Annotated in this window: 14 protein-coding genes and 1 pseudogene; 10 read left to right on the top strand and 5 right to left on the bottom strand. The window is 75.8% G+C overall.

Features of this window, described 5'->3' with window-relative positions:
- Positions 1 to 26: 26 nt before the first annotated feature.
- Positions 27 to 473 carry a nitroreductase family deazaflavin-dependent oxidoreductase gene (locus tag KJS59_RS04495; RefSeq protein WP_213450994.1) on the bottom strand — a complete coding sequence of 149 codons (447 nt, stop codon included), beginning with the start codon at positions 471 to 473 and terminating at the stop codon, positions 27 to 29.
- Between the two features lie 109 nt (positions 474 to 582).
- Between KJS59_RS04495 and rimO the strand changes: the two genes are divergently transcribed.
- From rimO to KJS59_RS04455, 8 genes and pseudogenes are all read left to right on the top strand, one after another.
- Positions 583 to 2,082, top strand: a complete 1,500-nt coding sequence (gene rimO / locus KJS59_RS04490; protein WP_213450993.1) for a 30S ribosomal protein S12 methylthiotransferase RimO — start codon at positions 583 to 585, stop codon at positions 2,080 to 2,082.
- A complete protein-coding gene (pgsA, locus tag KJS59_RS04485) occupies positions 2,079 to 2,654 on the top strand; it encodes a CDP-diacylglycerol--glycerol-3-phosphate 3-phosphatidyltransferase (protein WP_249713860.1) in 576 nt (191 codons plus the stop codon). Before rimO ends, pgsA begins: the two co-directional genes overlap by 4 nt.
- Positions 2,654 to 3,508: an arylamine N-acetyltransferase family protein gene (locus KJS59_RS04480; RefSeq protein WP_213450992.1), complete on the top strand. Its 855-nt coding sequence runs from the start codon at positions 2,654 to 2,656 to the stop codon at positions 3,506 to 3,508. Before pgsA ends, KJS59_RS04480 begins: the two co-directional genes overlap by 1 nt.
- Positions 3,505 to 3,981, top strand: coding sequence for a CinA family protein (locus KJS59_RS04475; protein WP_213450991.1), 477 nt, complete (start codon positions 3,505 to 3,507; stop codon positions 3,979 to 3,981). Before KJS59_RS04480 ends, KJS59_RS04475 begins: the two co-directional genes overlap by 4 nt.
- A 159-nt stretch (positions 3,982 to 4,140) precedes the next feature.
- A pseudogene (locus tag KJS59_RS04470) lies at positions 4,141 to 4,461 on the top strand (helix-turn-helix domain-containing protein); the annotation flags it as partial.
- Between the two features lie 460 nt (positions 4,462 to 4,921).
- Entirely contained in the window at positions 4,922 to 5,779 is an 858-nt protein-coding gene (locus KJS59_RS04465; RefSeq protein ID WP_213450990.1) for a PspA/IM30 family protein, read from the top strand.
- Between the two features lie 16 nt (positions 5,780 to 5,795).
- Positions 5,796 to 6,605 carry a phage shock envelope stress response protein PspM gene (pspM, locus tag KJS59_RS04460; RefSeq protein ID WP_213450989.1) on the top strand — a complete coding sequence of 270 codons (810 nt, stop codon included), beginning with the start codon at positions 5,796 to 5,798 and terminating at the stop codon, positions 6,603 to 6,605.
- Between the two features lie 68 nt (positions 6,606 to 6,673).
- A complete protein-coding gene (locus tag KJS59_RS04455) occupies positions 6,674 to 8,806 on the top strand; it encodes an APC family permease (RefSeq protein WP_213450988.1) in 2,133 nt (710 codons plus the stop codon).
- Here the strand turns inward: KJS59_RS04455 and KJS59_RS04450 are convergent.
- From KJS59_RS04450 to KJS59_RS04440, 3 genes are all read right to left on the bottom strand, one after another.
- A complete protein-coding gene (locus KJS59_RS04450; protein ID WP_213450987.1) occupies positions 8,796 to 9,707 on the bottom strand; it encodes a DNA-formamidopyrimidine glycosylase family protein in 912 nt (303 codons plus the stop codon). The genes KJS59_RS04455 and KJS59_RS04450 overlap by 11 nt on opposite strands.
- A 56-nt stretch (positions 9,708 to 9,763) precedes the next feature.
- Positions 9,764 to 10,552 carry an SAM hydrolase/SAM-dependent halogenase family protein gene (locus tag KJS59_RS04445; RefSeq protein WP_213450986.1) on the bottom strand — a complete coding sequence of 263 codons (789 nt, stop codon included), beginning with the start codon at positions 10,550 to 10,552 and terminating at the stop codon, positions 9,764 to 9,766.
- Positions 10,553 to 10,675: 123 nt separating this feature from the next.
- Positions 10,676 to 12,049 carry an acyltransferase family protein gene (locus KJS59_RS04440; protein ID WP_249713859.1) on the bottom strand — a complete coding sequence of 458 codons (1,374 nt, stop codon included), beginning with the start codon at positions 12,047 to 12,049 and terminating at the stop codon, positions 10,676 to 10,678.
- Between the two features lie 16 nt (positions 12,050 to 12,065).
- Between KJS59_RS04440 and KJS59_RS04435 the strand changes: the two genes are divergently transcribed.
- Positions 12,066 to 12,980 (top strand): LLM class F420-dependent oxidoreductase, encoded by a 915-nt coding sequence (locus tag KJS59_RS04435; protein ID WP_213450984.1) that lies wholly within the window; start codon positions 12,066 to 12,068, stop codon positions 12,978 to 12,980.
- A gap of 198 nt (positions 12,981 to 13,178) precedes the next feature.
- A complete protein-coding gene (locus tag KJS59_RS04430; protein ID WP_213450983.1) occupies positions 13,179 to 15,023 on the top strand; it encodes a PAS domain S-box protein in 1,845 nt (614 codons plus the stop codon).
- Between the two features lie 91 nt (positions 15,024 to 15,114).
- Here KJS59_RS04430 and KJS59_RS04425 read toward each other — a convergent pair whose 3' ends face one another.
- On the bottom strand, positions 15,115 to 19,719 hold the full coding sequence (locus KJS59_RS04425) for an ATP-dependent helicase (protein WP_376771119.1): 4,605 nt from the start codon (positions 19,717 to 19,719) through the stop codon (positions 15,115 to 15,117).
- Positions 19,720 to 19,819: the final 100 nt, after the last annotated feature.

The raw sequence follows: 19,819 nt of genomic DNA, 5'->3' as shown, positions 1-19,819 counted from the left end.
CACGCCCGGGGCGGGCGCGGGGTCCGTCACCGGTCTCGGACCGGTTGCAAAACGACGACCGGGATCTGCCGATCCGTCCGGTTCTGGTAAACGTCGTAGTCCGGCCAGACGCCGCACATCAGCGTCCACAGCCGGTCCCGCTCCTCGCCGCTGGCGGTGTGCGCCTCGGCGTCGAACCGGTGCCCCTCCACCTGGACCCGGACCCGCGGGTCGGCCGAGAGCAGCCGGTACCAGCGCGGGTGCCGGGGCCGCCCGCCGGCCGAGGCGACCACCAGGTAGGCGTCGCCGTCCCGGCCGTAGATCAGCGGGGTGCGGCGGCCCCGCCCGGCCGCCTGGTCGTGCACGGTCAGTAGCAGGGTGGGCACGCCGTTCCAGTAGTGACCGTCGGCGCCGTCCGTGGCCACGTACCGCTGTAGGTGCTCGCGTTGCCAGCCGGACGGCGGGTCGATCGGCTCGGCGTCCAGATGCGTCATCGAAGGTCCTCCCGGGGGTAGACCAGACAAGCCTTCAGTAAGCGTCGCCGGACTTCAATGCCTTGGGGGGCGTTTCACGCGCTGTCCGCCGCGCGCCCGGGCTGCGCCGATGGCCCGGTACCCTCGGGTGGTGTCCGACTCCGCCGCACCGGCCCGCCGCGTCGCCCTGCTCACCCTGGGCTGCGCCCGCAACGAGGTGGACTCCGAGGAGCTGGCGGCCCGCCTGCACGCCGACGGCTGGGAGGTCGGCACCGACGGCGAGGGCGCCGACGTGGTGGTGGTCAACACCTGCGGCTTCGTGGCCAAGGCCAAGGAGGACAGCATCCAGACCCTGCTCGCGGCGGCGGACACCGGCGCGAAGGTGGTCGCGGCCGGGTGCATGGCCGAGCGGTACGGCGCGGAGCTGGCCGACAGCCTGCCCGAGGCGGACGCGGTGCTGGGCTTCGACGACTACCCGGAGATCTCCACCCGGCTGACCGCGGTGCTGGCCGGCGAGGAACTGGCCGCGCATACCCCGCGTGACCGGCGCGAGCTGCTCCCGCTGACCCCGGTCGCCCGCCGCGGGGCCGGGGTGGTGCTCCCGGGGCACGCGACCGTCGACACGCACACCCCGGCCCACCTGCGTGGCATCCTGCGCAAGCGGCTCGGCGGCGGGCCGGTCGCGTCGCTCAAGCTCGCCAGCGGCTGCGACCGCCGGTGCGCCTTCTGCGCGATCCCCGCCTTCCGCGGCGCGTTCGTCTCCCGTGCCCCCGACGAGCTGCTCGGCGAGGCGGAGTGGCTGGCCAAGACGGGCGTCCGGGAGCTGGTGCTGGTCAGCGAGAACTCCACCTCGTACGGCAAGGACCTGGGCGACCCGCGCGCCCTGGAGAAGCTGCTGCCCCAGCTCGCCGCCGTGGCCGGGATCGTGCGGGTGCGGGTCAGCTACCTGCAGCCGGCGGAGACCCGGCCGGGGCTGGTCGAGGCGATCGCCACCACGCCCGGCGTGGCCGGGTACTTCGACCTGTCGTTCCAGCACGCCAGCGAGCCGGTGCTGCGCCGGATGCGCCGCTTCGGCTCGACCGGGCGCTTCCTGGAGCTGCTCGCCTCGGCCCGGGCGCTGGATCCGGCGGCCGGCGCCCGGAGCAACTTCATCGTCGGCTTCCCCGGCGAGACCCGGGCCGACTTCGACGAGCTGGTCCGGTTCCTGACCGCCGCCCGGCTGGACGCGATCGGCGTCTTCGACTACAGCGACGAGGACGGCACCGAGGCCGCCGGGATGGCCGGCAAGGTCGCCCGGGCGACGGTCAGGCGGCGGTACGACCGGCTGCTCGCCCTCGCCGACGAGCTGTGCGCCCAGCGGGCCGAGGAGCGGCTGGGCTCCGTCGTCGAGGTGCTGGTCGACGCCCTCGACGACGGGCAGGAGGGCGTCGTCGAGGGCCGGGCGGCGCACCAGGCGCCGGAGGTGGACGGCTCCACCACGCTGGTCGCCGGCGACGCGGGGGTGGATCTCGCCGCGTTGCGCCCCGGCGACCTGGTCCGCGCCACCGTGACCGGCACCGAGGGCGTCGACCTGATCGCCGTGCCGACCGAGCTGATCTCCGCCGCGGTACCGCCGACGGGGCCGCGGTGAACCAGGCGGCCCAGGCGCGCCGGGTGCCGCTGGTCAACGCGGCGAACGTGCTGACCGCGGCCCGGCTGGTCATGATCCCGGTGTTCGCCGTGCTGCTGATCCTCTCCGGGCTGACCCACCCCGGCGGCCGGATCGCCGCCTGCGTGACCTTCGGCCTGGCCGCGCTCACCGACTTCGTGGACGGGTGGATCGCCCGCCGGTACGCCCTGGTCACCGCGTTCGGCAAGGTCGCCGACCCGATCGCGGACAAGGCGCTGACCGGCACCGCCCTGGTGCTGCTGTCCGCCTTCGGGCACCTGCCCTGGTGGGTCACCGGGGTCATCCTGGCGCGGGAGTTCGGCGTCACCGCGCTGCGGTTCTGGGTCCTGCGGTACGGGGTGATCGCGGCGAGCCGGGGCGGCAAGGCGAAGACGGCGCTCCAGACGGCGGCGATCGTCTGGTACCTGTGGCCGTTCGGCGGGCTGCTGGCCGCGGTGGGCCCGTGGCTGATGGGCGCCGCCGTCGTGGTGACGCTGGTGACGGGGGCGGACTACGTGTTGCGCGCGCTGCGGATGCGCCGGCAGGGGAGTTGATGGACGGCGGGTCCGTGGACGTGGCCGGCTACCTGGCCCGGCTGGGTGTGGCCCACCCCGGGCCGCCGTCCGTGGTGGGCCTGCACGCGCTGCACCGCGCGCACGTCGAGCGGGTGCCCTACGAGACCCTGCGCATCCACCTCGATTCCCCGACGACCGTGGACCCGGCCGAGTCGGCGGCCCGCGTGGTCGCCGGGGAGGGCGGCTACTGCTTTCACCTCAACGGCGCCTTCTCGGCGCTGCTGGCGGCGCTGGGGTACGACGTGCGCTGGCACGTGGCCGGGGTGCAGCCGCACGGGGTACCGGAGCCGGTCGGCGCGAGCGGCGACCACCTGGCGCTGACCGTGCACGGGCTGCCGGGCGGCGACTGGCTCGTCGACGTGGGACTGGGCGACGGCCTGTACGAGCCGCTGCCGCTGCGCCCGGGCCGGTACCGCCAGGGCCCGTTCGCGTACGCGCTGGCGCCGTCGTCGGTGATACCGGGCGGTTGGCGGTTCGCGCACGACCCGTCCGGCGGCTTCCTCGGCATGGACTTCGGCATGCCGCTTGCCGGCCCGGCCGACCTCGCCGCCAACCACCGGCGCCTGTCCACCGACCCGGAGTCCGGCTTCGTCCGGGTGTTCACCGCGCAGCGCCGCCGGGCCGACGCCGTCGACGTGCTGCGCGGCTGCGCGTTCAGCACGCTTTCCGCGGCGGGCAGGTCGAGGCGCGAGGTGACGGGGCGGGGCGAGTGGCTGGCGCTGCTCGCCGAGGTCTTCGGGCTGCGCCCCGCCCCCGCCGAGGCCGACCGGCTCTGGCGCCGGGTCGGTGCCGCCCACCGGGCGTGGCTCGCGGCGCGGCGGGAGGAGGCGTGACCGTGCCCCATCCGGCGGCCGCGGCGGTCGAGACCCTTTACGCCCGTGGCGAAACCCTGGGCGTGGTCGAGTCCCTGACGGGTGGCCTGCTCGCCGCCACGATCGTGGAGATCCCGGGGGTCAGCGCGGTGTTCCGGGGCGGCCTGGTCGCCTACGCCACCGACCTCAAGACGCGCCTGGCCGGGGTGCCCGAGCCGCTGCTGGCCGCGCGCGGGCCGGTCGACCCGGAGGTGGCCGCCGCCCTGGCCGCCGGCGGCCGGGAGCGGCTCGGCGCGGACTGGGCCCTGGCCACGACGGGTGTCGCCGGCCCGGAGCCGCAGGCCGGCAAGCCGGTCGGGTTGGTGTATCTCGCCGTCGCCGGGCCGGGTGTGGGGCAGATCCGGGAGCTGCGCCTGCCGGGGGGCAGGCCCGCCATCCGGGTGGCGGCCGTGCGGGCCGCCATCGCGCTTCTCACCGAGTCGATCGGCGCCTGAGGGTCGAATGGGGCCGTTCTGGCCTGCGGACGCGGCGGGGCAGGGGTGACCCGCGTTGCTTCCGGGTATGGCGGGCCGAGATGTCGACGGTGGCCTCAGCGGGTACCGTTGCGGGAAGCCATCGGCGCCAGCCGGGGGCCCGCGTCAGGAGGAGGTGCCATGGTCCTGCTACGACGGGTGATCGGCGACGCCCTACGCGCCCGCCGGCGGGGTCAGCACCGGACCCTGCGTGAGGTCTCCACCGCGGCGAACGTCAGCCTCGGGTACCTGTCTGAGATCGAGCGCGGGCAGAAGGAGGCGTCCAGCGAGTTGCTGGCGGCGATCTGCGACGCGCTCGGCGCCCAACTCTCCGAGTTGCTGCGCGAGGTCAGCGACACGCTGATCCTGGCCGAGCAGGTGGACGGCGTGCTGGAGCCCGCGACCCAGGGTTCGCCGCAGGGCCCGACGCGGGGCCCGGAGGGTGCCGGCGGCGCCGGTGCCGAGCCGGGGCGCGGTCGGCCCGCGGCCGTCCCGGCGGCCCGGCCGTCGCCCGAGCGCCCGGCGTCCCCGGTCCCGGGTGCCGGCGAGGAGGGCACCGCCCCGCGGACCCCGGCGCCGGCGAGCGCGGTGCTGCCGGTGGCGTCGGCCCCCGCCGCGAAGTTCTCCCCGCATGCCCATTCCGCCCTGCGTACCACCCGCCAGGAGCAGATGGTGCGCCGGCTGGGCGGCGGCGCGGTCGGCGAGACCACCGTCTCGATCCGCCGCGACACGCCGCACCCGGCGGCATTGAAGGCGGCGCTGGCGGGCGCCCGGACGATCCGTGACCGGGGCATCGACCGCGAGATGGCCCCGGTCGGCTGACCGCCATCCCCCGACCGGTCCGTCCGGCGGCTGCCGAGACGTGCGCCGAGCGCGTACTGTCGAGGATCAAGCGGTCGACACGAGGGGAATAGAGCGGACGATGGCGAACCCGTTCGTCAAGGGCTGGCGGTACATGATGGCGCTGTTCGGCGCCAAGATCGATGAATACGCCGATCCGAAGGTACAGATCCAGCAGGCGATCGAGGACGCCCAGCGCCAGCATCAGGCCCTGGTCCAGCAGGCCGCCGCCGTGATCGGCAACCAGCGGCAGCTGGAGATGAAGCTGAACCGGCAGCTGTCCGAGGTGGAGAAGCTCCAGGCGATGGCCCGCCAGGCGTTGGTCCTGGCGGACCGCACGCGCGCCGACGGGGACGAGCAGAAGGCGGGCGAGTACGAGCAGACCGCCCAGCAGCTGGCCACCCAGTTGGTCGCGGCCGAGCAGGCGATGGAGGACCTGAAGACCCTGCATGACCAGGCGCTGAACGCCGCGGGCCAGGCCCGCAAGGCGGTCGACAACAACCGGATGGTGCTGGAGCAGAAGCTCGCCGAGCGCACCCGGCTGCTCAGCCAGCTCGAGCAGGCCAAGATGCAGGAGACCGTGGCCCGCTCGCTGGAGTCCATGTCGGCGATCGCCGCGCCGGGCACCACGCCGTCGCTGGACGAGGTGCGCGAGAAGATCGAGAAGCGGTACTCGACCGCGATGGGCCGCGCGGAGCTGGCCTCCACCAGCGTCGAGGGGCGCATGCTGGAGGTGCAGAAGTCGACGCTGGACATCGCCGGTGCGAGCCGGCTGGACCAGATCCGGGCCAGCATGTCCGGCGAGAAGCTGGCCGGTGCGCCGGCCCAGCCGGCGGTGGACCGGGCGAAGACCGACGCCACGGTGGCCCGGCTGGACGAGATCCGGGCCAGCCTGGCGCAGGAACAGAAGCCCGCGGGCGAGGCGTCGAGCGCGGGGTAAACGGGGGCGGGGCGCGATGGTGGACGAGCGGGCCAGGTACTTCCGGCGGTTGCGGCGGCTGCGCCGGGGCGCCCGCCGGTGGAGCGTCATCGCCGCCGGGCTCACCGGTGCGGCGGCGGTGCTCACCCCGTACGCGGGGCTGGGTCTGCCGGACGCGGCCTGGGCGGCGGCCGCGGGCCTGAGCGCGGCGACCGCCTGGTGGCGCTGGTCGGACCTGCGTGCCCTGGCGGCCCAGCCGGTGCCCGAGCCGGCCGACCCGGCGCTCGCCGCGCAACGCGTCCAAGCCCGGCTGCTGGCCACCGTGCAGGCGTTGCCGGCCGGCCGGGCCGCCGTCGCCGAGGTGCGCCGGCGGCGGTCCCGGCTCGCGCTGCGCGGCTCGGGGGCGGCCGAGGCGTGGGCGCGGCTGGACCGCGCGTCCTCGGCGATGGAGGGCCTGGCCGTCCGGCTCGGCGCCATCGGCGAGGGCGCGGTCCTGGAGGCGGCGGCTGCCGAGCGCTCGCTGCGGGACCTGGCCCACCGGGTCGCCGCCGTGGAGCGCGCGCTCCGGTTCGCCCCGCAGGACGCCGCCCCGGACCTCGCCGAGGCGCACCGGGACCTGGTCGACCAGTTGGTGAGCGGGGTCGACGCGTACGAGCGGCTGGTGGCCGCCGCGGCCAGCTACGTGGCGGAGGACGTCCGCTCGGTCGGCGGCCACCCGGAGGTGACCCGGCTGACCGAGGCCACGGACCTGCTGCGCGGCGTCGCCGCCGGCCTGTCCGAGCTGCGGAACCTGGCTGATCCCTTACCGGCTGACCCGGTGCCCGCTCGGCCCACCTCGCGCGCCTAGTCCCGCTACCGTGGGCTGAGCCGGGATCCCCCTGACCTTCGGCGTCGTCGGTCCGGGGATGGGCGGGTATGGGTGACGGTGATCAGGGCGACCGCCCGGTGGTATCGCTCAGCCCGTCCGCCGAGTACACCCCGCTCGACCCGGCCGAACTGGACGCGCTGCGGGATCTCGGCCGGCGCTGGCCCCCGGCGGGCAGCCGCCGCGGCGACCTGCCCCTCGACCCGGCGCTCGGCCGGTTCAGCGACCGGCCGACGGCCAGCCGGTTCAACCGGTTCGCCCAGGTGCGGCTGTTCCGGGCCGAGGCGCCCGGCGAACTGGCGGCGACCGAGCGCGCCGGGCGCCCGCAGTCCCGGCTCGGCCGGTCGCTCGCCGCGGTCCGCCGGGTCGCCGTGGGGCCGCCGCTGACCAGCGCCGCCGTGGTCCAGGAGCGGATGCGCAAGCTGGTGGCGCTGCCGATCCTCTCCTCCGACCTGATCTCCTCGGTCGCTTACGGGCCCGAGGCCATGCTCACCATCCTGGTGCTGGCCGGCACCGGGGCGCTGGGACTGTCGCTGCCGATCGGCGCCGCCCTGGTCGTCCTCATGCTCTCGGTCGGCATCTCCTACCGGCAGACCATCGCCGCCTACCCGCATGGCGCCGGCTCGTACATCGTGGCCAGCGACAACCTGGGTGCCCGGTACGGGCTGGCGGCCGGCGTCGGGTTGCTGCTGGACTACGTGCTGACCGTCGCCGTGTCGGTGGCGTCCGGCATCGCCGCCGTCACGTCCGCGCTGCCGCGGCTGGCGCCGCTGACCATCCCGATGGCCCTGGTGGTCATCGCCGTGCTGCTCGCCGGCAACCTGCGCGGGGTGCGGGCGTCCGGGAAGCTGTTCGCCGCGCCCACGTACGGGTTCCTCGTGGCCATCGGCGCTCTGCTGGTGGTCGGGTTGGCCCGGGCGGCGGGGCGGGGGTTCACGCCGGTCCCCGCGCCGCACGAATCCGCGATGGCGGGGATCGGCGCGGTCCTGGTGCTGCGCGCGTTCGCCTCCGGCGCCACGTCCATGACCGGCATCGAGGCCGTCTCCAACGCCGTGCCGGTGTTCCATCCGCCGGAGTGGCGGCAGGCCCGCACCACGCTGAGTTGGATGATCGGCATTCTGGTCACGCTGTTCGCCGGGCTGGTGGTGTTCGCGCACATCGAGGGCGTGGCGCCCAGCGCACACGAGACCGTGCTGTCCCAACTGGCCCGGCGCGCCTTCCCCAGCGGCCCCTGGTACTACCTCGTCCAGATCGCCACGGCGGCCATCCTGCTGCTCGCCGCGAACACGTCGTTCAACGACTTCCCGCGGGTGCTGTACTTCATCGCCCGGGACGGGTACGCGCCGCGCGGCTTCCTGCGCATGGGTGACCGGCTGGCGTTTCGCAACGGCATCACCACCCTGGCCGTGGCCGCCGCGCTGCTCGTGATCGTGTTCCGCGCCAGTACCCAGGCGCTGATCCCGCTGTACGCGGTGGGCGTCTTCCTCGCGTTCACGCTCTCCCAGGCCGGGATGGTGGTGCACTGGCGCCGGCACCGCACCGGGCGCTGGCGGCACAGCCTCGCCATCAACGCGGTCGGCGCGGCGCTGTCCGGGGTCGTGCTGGTCACCGCCGCCGCCACCAAGTTCCTCTCCGGCGCCTGGGTGGTGGTCCTCGCCGTGCCGCTGATGGTGCTGCTGGGGATGCGGATCCGGCGGCACTACGACCGGGTCGGCGCGGCGCTGTCGCACCGCCAGCCCACCGAGCCGGCCGGGGAGAGCCCGGAGCGGCCGGACCAGGTGCGGCACCTGTACGTCGTCCCGGTGGCCCGGCTGGACCGGGCGGCGCTGCGCACGCTGGCGTACGTGGCCTCGCTCAACCAGCCGGCGTTCGCCGTGCACATCAGCCCCGACGACGAGGAGGACGAGCGGTTCCGGTCCCAGTGGCAGGCGTGGGGCGACCACCTGCCCCTGGAGATCATCGTGTCGCCGTACCGGGCGATCGTGCCCCCGCTGGCCCACTACCTGGCGGCGCTGCATTCGCTGCGCCCCGATCTCACCGTGACGGTCCTCCTCCCGGAGGTCGTGGTGCCCCCGGGGTGGCAGCGCTTGCTGCGCACCGAGACGCCGAGGCGGCTGCGGCGCGCGCTGCGGGATCTGCCCGGCGTCGTCGTCGGCAGCGTCCCGATGCACGTCACGCCGTGACCGGCGGCCGCTCCGCGTCCGGCGCCTCACCGGCCGCTGCCTCGGCGGCCGGTGCCTCGGGGGCGGCTGTCTCAGGGGCCGGTGTTTCGGGGGAGCGCGGCGAGCCCGGCGGCTGGGGCTGGCAGCGCGGACACCAGTACGTGACCCGCTCCGCGTCGGCCTCGTGCTTGCGGACCGGTGTGCCGCACCGCCGGCACGGCTGCCCGCGCCGGCCGTACACGTAGTTCGCCTCCGCCTTGCGCAGCGAGCCCGTGGTGGTCTGTAGCCACCGCCCCCGGTTCGAGGCGAGTAGCCGGTGGGCCAGGTCGACCACGGCGGGCAGCTCCGGTACCTGGCCCACCGGCGTCCACGGCCAGACGCCGCGCAGGAACAACACCTCGCACTTGTACAGGTTGCCGACGCCGGCCAGGTTCCGCTGGTCCAGCAGCGCCTCCGCGACCGGCCGCTCCGGCTGCGCGGCCAGGCGGCGCACCGCCTCGGCCGGATCCCAGCCCGCGCCGAGCAGGTCCGGACCGAGGTGCCCGACGAGCCGCCCCTCGTACAGGGTCGGCACAAGCTGCACTTCGTGCAGGTGGTATCCGACCGCCACGGCGTCGGCGGTGCGCAGCACGACCCGGATCAGGTGGGCCGGCTTGGCCGCCCACCGGTCGCCCGGCGCGTACGCCCGCCAGGCGCCGTCCATCCGCAGGTGCGAGTGCAGCGTCAGGTGGTTGCGCCCCGTCGGCTCCCGCATGCGCAGCAGCAGGTGCTTGCCGCGGCTCGCGGACTCCAGCACGGTCCAGCCGACCAGCGACTGGGTGGCCAACCGCGGCACCCGGAAGTCGGTCGCGGTCAGCCGGCCGCCCGCCAGGGCGCGGTGCAGCGCGCGGGCGGTGTTCCAGACGGTGTCGCCTTCGGGCACGCACCCATCCTGCCGCGCCCCGCCGTCGTGTGCAGCCCGTCCTCGCGGCGGGTGGGTCAGGAGGTGGTCTCGATGCGCAGGATGTCGCCGGGCGCGACGGCGAGCACCACGACCGCCCGGCCGCCGTCGACGGCGACCGCGATCCGGTCCGCGGAGTCGGCGTAGACGACCAGGCCGCCCGGGGGCGCGTCGGCGAACGTGGCGCCGCGGACCGCGTGGACCCCGCCGACCGTGAGCCGGTCGCCGAGGGCGGCCAGCGCCTCCCCCGGCGCCGCCAGTTGGACGTTGCCGAACCGGTCCACGGTGAGGACCTCGGCCTCCAGCCAGCCGTCGCCGGCCAGCATCACCGGCTCCGGCAGCCGGACCAGGGTGGCCAGTTCCACGGGCGGGCCGGCCTCGGCCAGATCGGTGCCGAAGGCGATCCGCGCCGCGGCGGGGGCGAAGATATCCCGGCCGTGGAACGTGCGGGAGACCGCCGCCGCGTACCACTGCGGGTTGGCCAGTTCGACCGCGCGGGTGGCACCGCCCAGCGCCTCCGCCGCCCAGGGCAGCAGGCCGTTGTCCGGGCCGACGAGGACTCCGCCGGGGGTCTGGATGGCCAGCCCGCGCCGGGCGGTACCCACCCCCGGGTCCACGACCGCGACGTGCACCGCCGGCGGCAGGTGCGGCACGGTCTGCGCCAGCACCGCGGCGGCGCGCGGCACGTCGCCGGGGGCCACCGTGTGGGTCACGTCGATGACCCGGACGGTCGGCGCGAGCCGGGCGATGACGCCGTGGCAGGACGCCACGAAGCCGTCCGAGAGGCCGTAGTCGGTGGTGAGGCTGATCCACTCGTAGCCCGCCATGCGAGCACCGTATCGCCTGCCGCCCGGATCAGGCTCGCGAAGGTGCCCGACCGCCCGGCGGGTCACGGTCCGGGAAGGTGCCCGACCGCCCGGCGGCTCACGGTCGGGACGGCGCCCGGCGGCTCACGGTCGGGACGGCGGCCGGCGGGCGAACAGGAACAGGAACGGCAGGGTGCACACCAGCGGGCCGAGCACCGCCAGTGGCCGCCACAGCCACCAGGTGAAGTCCGGCACGGAGTGCGCCGGCAGCTGGTACCCGAAGAGCCGCCACGCGGCGAACAGCGCGACCGCCATGCCGGTGCCGTGGAACAGGAACAGCGGCAGCGCGTACCGGTTGACCGCCTGGTTGGCCGCGCGCCACCGGCGGCCGGTGAGCACCCGCTCCATCGTGGGGCGCAGCACCTCCACCACGCCGATCTGGAACAGCAGCAGGGACACGATGACGAACGTCGGCGGCGCCATGTTGGAGAAGCGCTCGCCGGGCACGCCCACCATCGAGCCCGGGTACAGGCCGGAGAAGACCAGGCCGCAGAGGCCGAACAGGCCGGTCCACAGCAGGGCCCAGTCGGTGCGCCGGGCCGCGCTCACCACCCGGTCGTAGAAGAATCCCGCCTGGTGCGCCAGGCCCCAGACCAGCACCATGTTCACCCAGCCGACCCAGCCCGCGCCGTACCGGAACCGCAGCAGGTCGACCAGCATCGCCCCGCCGCCGAGCCAGACCAGCACCAGCAGCCCGTACCGGCGGTGCAGCCACAGCGCCGCGGGCAGCAGCGCGATGAGCATCAGGTACACCGCGAGAAACCACAGTGGACTGACGATGAGCTTGACGGTCCGCCCCATGCCGGCCCAGTCGAAGTACCAGGCGGCGAAGGCGCCGACCGCCGCCCACACCGCGAGCAGGACCGCCGCCGGCACGGCGAGCTGGCGGACCCGCCGCCACACGAACCCGCCGAGCGGCACGCCCCGCGCGTGCGCCCGTTCCCACGACCGCAGGTGCACGTAGCCGCCGATATAGAAGAACAGCGGCATGACCTGGAACAGCCACGTCACCAGCCAGAAGCCGCGCACGAAGCCGAGCGGGCTGGTGGCGTGCGGCCCGTCCGGACCCCAGGTCAGCAGCGTGAACGCCCAGTGCCAGAGCACCACCACGATCAGGCTGGCCGCGCGCAGGAAGTCCACATAGGCGTTGCGCCCGCCGGCCCGGCGCCCCTGGGTGGCCAGCCACAGCCGGGGCAGGCCGCGCTCGCGGGCCAGGTCCGTCGCCGCGTCCAGCAGCCTCGTCCGCACGCCGCCGCCGGGTTCGGCCGCCGAGATGCTGACCACCTCCAGCCCGTCGCCGGCGATCCGGTACGCGAGCGCGCCGCGTACCGCGCCGTCGGCACCGGTGGCGATCAGGGTGGGCAGGTCGTACCCGTCTCCGCCCTCGGCGGTGGCGCGGACCGCCCGGACGGCCGGCGCATCCCCCTTGGTGGCTTCCCGCACGATCAGCTGATCCACGTGACAACCTTGCCCCATGCGATGGTGTGTCTTCACCGAGCCTCAAGAGGGTGCCACGCACGACGACCTGCTGCGGGTCGCCCGGCACGCCGAGGAACTGGGGTTCGAGGCGTTCTTCCGCTCCGACCACTACCTGGGTATCCACGGTGCCGGCCTGCCCGGCCCCACCGACTCGTGGGTCAGCCTCGGCGCGCTCGCCGTGCAGACGAGCCGCATCCGGCTCGGCACGCTGGTCAGCTCGGCCACGTTCCGGCTGCCCGGGCCGCTGGCCATCAGCGCCGCCCAGGTGGACCAGATGAGCGGCGGCCGGCTCGAACTGGGCCTCGGCAGCGGCTGGTTCGAGGCCGAGCACACGGCGTACGGGATCCCGTTCCCGCCGCTCGCCGAGCGGTTCGACCGGCTCACCGAGCAGCTGGAGATCGTCACCGGCCTGTGGCGGACACCGGTGGGCTCCGCGTACACGTTCCGCGGCAAGCATTACGAACTGGTCGACTCGCCCGCGCTGCCCAAGCCGAGCCAGCCCGGCGGCCCGCCGGTCATCGTCGGCGGCCGCGGCCCCCGCCGGACCCCGGATCTGGCCGCCCGCTACGCCGACGAGTTCAACGTCCCGTTCGCGCCGGTCACCGAGACGGCCGCCGTCCTCGAGCGGGTCCGCGCGATCGCCGCGTCGGTGCGCGAGCCCGGCCGCGACCCGCTGGTCCTCTCCGCCGCCCAGACCGTGGCCATCGGCCGCACCGAGGCCGAGGCCCGCCGCCGCACCGAGGCCATCGGCCAGACCCCGCCGCTGTCCGGCACGGTCTCCCAGGTCGTGGACGCCATCGGCGCGTACGCCGAGGCCGGCGTCCAGCGGCTGTTCCTCCAGATCCTGGACCTCTCCGACCTGGATCACCTGGACCTGATCGCGGCCGAGGTCGTCCCCCGGTTCGCCTGATCTCTCCCCGCCCCGTTACGCTGCCGTCCGCCCGCGCCGCCGGCCCGCCAATGTGGACCCGTGGTGGGTGACAAACGCCCTGATCCTCGCCGAACCGGACACTTCGCTTCCAAGGTCGCCGGAGCGGGTGCATGGGGGCGGTAGGCAAACCGGGCGCCAATTGATAGACCGGACGCAGGACGGATCGGGGGAGGCCGGGTGGTCCGGATCGGGGCCGGCTACGCGACGCTCGTGGCGCTGGGCGCGGCCGTCGTGTTCGCGCTGCCGGGGTGGTCGGGTGCCGCGTGGGCGGTGATCGGGCTGCTCACGGTGGCGGCCATGGGGTACGGCGGGTACCGGCACCGCCCGCGGCGGCGGCTGCCGTGGTTGCTCGTGGCCGGCGCGGTGCTGGCGATGGCGACCGGCGACGCGCTCTACGGCTTCGCCGTGCGCGGGCGGTCGCTGGCCGCCCCGCTGGCGGCGGACCTGTGCTATCTGGCGATGTTCCCGCTCGTGATCGCCGGGCTGGTGATGCTGACCCGGGCCAGCGTGGTGCTGCGCGACCGGGGCCGCCTGCTGGACCTGCTGGTGATGGTCTGCGGTGGCGCGCTGATCGCGTGGGTGGTGCTGATCGGGCCGATCGTGGCCCAGCCGGGCCTGGACGCGGTGGACCGCTCGGCCGCCGCCGTGTTCGCGATGGGCGGGCTGCTGCTGGTCGTCACGGCGGGCCGGCTGGTCACCACGGCGCCCCGGAACCCGGCGGTGCTGCTGCTGGCGGCCGGCGCGCTGGCGGGGTTCGTCGCCGACGTGGTCTACACGAACGACCTGGCCGGCTCCGGCTGGCGCCCGGGGAACCCGGCGGAACTGGGCTACCTGCTGTTCTACGGGTGCTGGGGGCTGGCCGCGCTGCAACCGTCCATGCAGGAGCTGACCGAGCCGGTACCGGCGCCGTCCCGCGCGGACCACGGGCGCCCGCCCGTGGCGCTGGCGCTGGCGCTGCTGGTACCCCCGGGTCTGTTGCTGGTGGAGGCGCTGGCCGGCCCGGTCCGCGACGGCCTGGTGATCGCGATCGCGGGCATGCTGATGCTGGTGCTGGTGGCGACCCGGCTCGGCGACATGGTCGAACGGCACCGCCGGGCGACCGGGCGCGAACTGGCGCTGCGGCAGGCGTGCGCGGAACTGGTCGGCGCGGCGGACGCGGCCGCGGTCGGTGCGGCGGTGCGGCGGGCGGTGGGCGACCTGATGCCTCCGGCGGCGGAGTACCGGGTCGTCTTCGCGGCGAGCCACACCGGCGGCCTCCCCACCGCGGGGATGAGCGTGTGGGGCCCGGCCCTGCCGGCGGCCTACCCCGCGCCGCCGACCGCGCTGGCCCGGCGGACCCGGGTGCTCCCGGCCCGCGCCCTGCACCCCGCGCTGCGGGACCAGTTGGGCCACTTCGCCGCCACCCTGGTCTGCCCGCTGGTGCTGGACGGGCGCAGCGGTGGCGACCGTCGGCTCGGTGCGCTGTTCGTGGCCGCCCAGGAGCGCCTGCTCGCCGCCCTTCAGGACTCGATCGAGGTGCTGGCCGCGCAGGCGACCCTCGCGTTGGAGCGCATCGCCCTGACCGACGAGGTGAACCGGCGGGACGGCGACCGGTACGTGCGCACGATCGTGCAGAACACGGCCGACGCGGTGCTGATCGCCGACGAAGACGGTCGGATCCGGTACGCCAGCCCGTCGCTGGCCACGCTGCTCGGGGTCGCCGCGCCGGCCTTCGCGACGCTGCGCGACATCGTCCACCCCGACGAGCAGGACCAGCCGGGGTGCACCCTGGACCGCTCCCGGGCGGCATCGGACCCCGGCGGGGTCCGCGACGACTGGACGCTGCGCGGGCGGGGCGGCGACCGGGTCCCGGTCGAGGTCATCTGCCGCGACCTGCGCCAGGACCGGATGGTCCGCGGCTTCGTGCTGACCCTGCGGAACCCTGCGGCACGCCGGGAGCAGGAGCAGGAGGCGATCCGGCGGGCCCTGGGCGAATCCTCCGCCGGCCAGAACCGTCGCAGCGCCCTCAACAGGTTCAGCTGATGCGCCGCCCGCCCGGCGACCTTGGCTGCCGCCGGCCGGCGGGTGCGCCCATCAGCCCACGGTCGCCGGCGGTGCGGGCGTGGAGCCGGGGTCAGCCGCGTAAACGCAGGCCGCGCGGGGTGGCGCGGAAGCCGGCGGCGGTGAGCGCGTCGCGCAGCGGCGAGGAGCGAACCGCGCCGCCGTCCGCGCGCTCGACCGACAGCGCGCCGAGCGCGCCCGAGTGCACCGCGTCGGCGAGCGCCTTCGCGGCCCCGGCCAGCGCCTCGGGATCGTCCGTGTAGGACAGCAGGGTGCGGCCGCCGCGCTCCACGTACAGGGCGAGGTCGCCGGCGACCAGGACGACCAGGGCGCCCGCCTTGCGCCCGGCCCGGTGGCCGGTGGCGGCGGTGGGCGCGGCGGTGTCGTCGCCCGCGTCGACCACCCGCTCGGGCCACGGGAGGGCGGCCCCGTACGGGTTCGCCGGGTCGGTGGCCGCCAGGACCAGGGCGGAGCCGACGCCGGATCGGCGGGCCTCGTCGGCGCCCTCGGCCAGGGCGCGCAGCCGGTCCACGGCTCCCGGCACGGCGAACTGGGCGGCGCCGAGCCCCTCCACGAAGTAGCCGCGCCGGGTGGCGCCCCGCTCCTCCAGCGCCGCGAGCACCGGATACACGGCGGCGAAGCCGCCGGTGACGCCCTCCGCGGCGACCGCCCCCCGGGTCACCACGCCGTGCCGCTCCAGCAGCGCGTCGGCGAGCGTGGCGGCGCGCCGGGTCGGGTCGAGATCCCGCTCGGGGAGGCGGTGCCAGCGGCCGGCGGCGATGGGCGGGCCGGTGCGGCCGGGCATCGCCGGGCGGCCCAGCGAACCGGGCCGGCGGTACCGGGTGCGGCCGGGCGCCGCCCTGGTGCGGTGGGCGCCGGCCCCGGACAGCGTCGCGCGCAGCGGGGCGAGGGTGTCGTTGGACAGCCAGCCGGCCCAGACCAGATCCCAGAGGGCGGCGACCAGCGCCTGGTCGTCGGTGGCGCCGAGCCGGGCGCCGACACGGTCGGACAGCGCCCGGAAGAACAGCGCCTGCCCGTCGTCGAGTGCCGCCAGGATCGCCTCGTGCAGCGGGGTCGGCGCCAGCCCGTCGTGCACCGGCGGGAGCAGCAGCGGCGCGGCCTCCGCGTAGGCGAGCGTGACCCAGCCGTCCCCGCCGGCGATCGCGCCGGAGCCGGCCCAGACCACCTCGCCGCTGGCGCACAGCTCATCCAGGTACGCGGGGGTGTAGTCGGCCACCCGGCCGGGCAGGACCAGCCGCTCCAGCGCGGACGCCGGCACCGCGACCCCCTGAAGCTGCTCGACGGCCGCGGCGACCGCCTCGACCCCGCGGGCCGACGAGCCGAGGTGCTGCCACCGGGGCAGGAACGTGGCCAGCGCCCGGGGCGGCACGGGCTCGATCTCGCGGCGCAGCGCGGCCAGCGACCGGCGGCGCAGCATGCGCAGCACCTCCGAATCGCACCACTCGGTACCGGCGCCGCCCGGGGAGAACTCGCCGGAGACCACCCGGCCGGTGGCGGCGAGCCGGCGCAGCGCCTGCTCCACCACGAACACGCCGAGGCCGAACCGGGCCGCGGCGGCGGCCGCCGGGAACGGGCCGTGGGTGCGGGCGTACCGGGCGATGAGGTCGCCGAGCGGGTCGGCCACCGGCTCGGTGAACGCGGTCGCGACGCCGACCGGCAGGGCGACGCCGAGCGCGTCGCGCACCCGGCCGGCGTCCTCCACACCGATCCAGCGCTCCTCGCCGGCGATCCGCACCCGGATGGCCCGCTTGGCGGCCGCCAGGGCGCGGGGCCATTCGGCGGGCACGCCGCGCTCCGCCAGTTCCGCCTCGGACAGGTCGCCGAGCACGCGCAGCAGTTCGGCCACGTCCTCCGGGTCGCGGGGGCGGCGCTGCTCGGTGCGCCACCGCAGGGCCGCCTCGGTCTCGGCCACGACCCCCGGGTCGAGCAGTTCGCGCAGGTCCACCCGGCCGAGCAGCTCGCCGAGCAGGGTGGAATCCAGCGCCAGGGCGGCGGCCCGGCGCTCGGCCAGCGGCGCGTCCCCCTCGTAGAGGAAAGCCCCCACATACCCGAACAGCAGCGACCGGGCGAACGGCGACGGCCGGGGCGTCTCCACCTCCACCAGGCGGAGCCCGCGGCCGGACAACTCCCGCATGAGCTGGACCAGGCCGGGCACGTCGAACACGTCCTGGAGGCACTCGCGGGCCGCCTCCAGGGTGATCGGGAAGTCGGCGAACTCGCGGGCCACGTCGAGCAGTTGGGCGGCGCGTTGGCGCTGCTGCCACAGCGGCTGGCGGCGGCGCGGGTCGCGGCGGGGCAGCAGCAGGGCGCGGGCGGCGCACTCCCGGAACCGGGACGCGAACAGCGCCGAGGTGCCCACCGACTCCTCGACGAGCTGGGCGATCTCCTCCGGGTCGAACGCCACCAGGTCGGCGCCGGGCGGCTCGTCGGCCATGTCGGGCAGCCGCACCACGATCCCGTCGTCGGACGGCATGACCTGCGCGTCCATCCCGTACCGCCCGGCGAGCCGGCGGCCGATCGCCAGCGCCCAGGGCGCGTTCACCCTCGCGCCGAGCACGCAGTGCACGGCCAGCCGCCAGTCGCCCAGCTCGTCGCGGAAGCGCTCGACGAGCACCGTGCGGTCGTCCGGTAGCTGCCGGGTCGCCTCGCGCTGGTCGCGCAGGTACGCCACCAGGTTGCCGGCGGCCCAGTCGTCCAGCCCGCCGGCGCGCAGGTGCTCGACGGCCGCCTCGTCGCCCACCCGGGTCAGCGCGCGGATGCGCCCGCCGATCGCCTTGCCCAACTCCACCGGGCGGCCCAGCGAGTCGCCCTTCCAGAACGGCATCCGCGCCGCCGCGCCCGGGGCGGGCGAGACCAGCACCCGGTCCGGCGTGATGTCCTCGATGCGCCAGGACGTGGAGCCGAGCAGGAACACGTCGCCCACCCGGGACTCGTAGACCATCTCCTCGTCCAGTTCGCCGACCCGGGCGGCCCGCTCGGCGCCGGCCAGGAAGACGCCGAACAGTCCCCGGTCCGGGATGGTGCCGCCGCTGGTCACGGCGAGGCGCTGGGCGCCGGGGCGGGCGGTGAGCCGGTCGTCGACCCGGTCCCAGACCAGGCGGGGGCGCAGTTCGGCGAAGGCGGTCGACGGGTAGCGCCCGGAGAGCATGTCGAGCACCGCGTGCAGGGCGGACTCGGGCAACTCGGCGAACGGCGCGGCCCGGCGCACCAGCGCCGCCAGGTCGCCCACGCCCCACTCCTCCATGGCGACGGCGGCGACGACCTGCTGGGCCAGCACGTCCAGCGGGTTGCGCGGGTACCGCAGCTGCTCGATCGCCCCGTCGCCCATCCGCTGGGCGACGACGGCGCAGGACACGAGGTCCCCCCGGTGCTTGGGGAACACCACGCCGCGGGAGACGGCGCCCACCTGGTGCCCGGCCCGGCCGACCCGCTGGAGGCCGGAGGCCACGCTCGGCGGCGCCTCCACCTGGACCACGAGCTCCACCGCGCCCATGTCGATGCCCAACTCCAGGCTGGACGTGGCGACCACGGCGGGCAGCCGGCCGCTCTTGAGCGACTCCTCGATGTGCTTGCGCTCCTCCCGGGAGACGCTGCCGTGGTGGGCCCGGGCGATCACCGGCGGCGCCCCGCCGGCCTGGCCGGACTGCGCCATGATCTCCGCCGGCAGCCCGTTCTTCGGCGGACCCTTCGGCGGGGGTGGCGGCTGCTGCTCGGCGCGCTCCAGGGCCAGTTCGTTCAGCCGGGCGCAGAGCCGCTCCGCGCCGCGCCGGGAGTTGGTGAACACGATCGTGGACCGGTGCGCCTGGATCAGATCCAGCACCCGCTCCTCCACCGCCGGCCAGATGGACGGGGTGCGCCGGGGGACCTCCCCGAACCCCCCGGCATCGCCCGGGTCGGCGAAGTCGTTCCGCTCGTCCAGGCGGGTCATGTCCTCCACCGGCACCTGGACGCTGACCTCGATGGTCTTCGCCGTCGGCGGCTGGACCACCTCGACGGGCCGGGCGCCGCCCAGGAAGCGGGCCACCTCGTCGGTCGGCCGGACCGTGGCGGACAGCCCGATCCGCTGCGCCGGCCGGGGCAGCAGCGCGTCCAGCCGCTCCAGGGACAGCGCCAGGTGCGCGCCGCGCTTGGTCGCGGCGACGGCGTGCACCTCGTCCACGATGACCGTCTCCACGCCGCGCAACGACTCCCGTGCCTGCGAGGTGAGCAGCAGGAACAGCGACTCCGGGGTGGTGATGAGGATGTCCGGCGGGGTGCGGGCGAACGCCCGGCGCTCCTGGGCCGGGGTGTCGCCGGTGCGCATGCCGACGGTGATCTCGGGCATCGGCGCGCCGATCCGCGCGGCGGCCTGCCGGATGCCGGCCAGCGGGGCCCGCAGGTTGCGCTCGACGTCCACCGCGAGGGCCTTGAGCGGGCTGACGTAGAGCACCCGGCAGCGGTGCTGGGCCTCGGCCGGCGGGCCCTGGCCGGCCAGCCGGTCGAGCGACCAGAGGAACGCCGCCAGGGTCTTGCCGGACCCGGTCGGCGCAACCACGAGCGCGTGCCGGCCGGCGGCGATCGCGCGCCAGGCGCCCCGCTGGGCGGGGGTGGGCGCGGCGAAGGCGGCGCCGAACCAGGCCCTGGTAGCGGCGCCGAATCCCTCCACCGTGTCGTCCACGTTCACCATGCTCCCGCACGGGTACGACAACGGCGACACTGGCGAGGAGTCCGTTTTGCGGCGCCTTGCCGCCACTAGGGCAGATAGAGCGGTTCCCCCG

Source organism: Rhizomonospora bruguierae, assembly GCF_018397995.1.
In the GTDB taxonomy this organism is placed as follows: Bacteria; Actinomycetota; Actinomycetes; order Mycobacteriales; family Micromonosporaceae; genus Rhizomonospora; species Rhizomonospora bruguierae.
The sequence above is the reverse complement of the archived record's forward strand: the minus strand, read 5'-3'. Positions and strand labels throughout refer to the sequence as shown.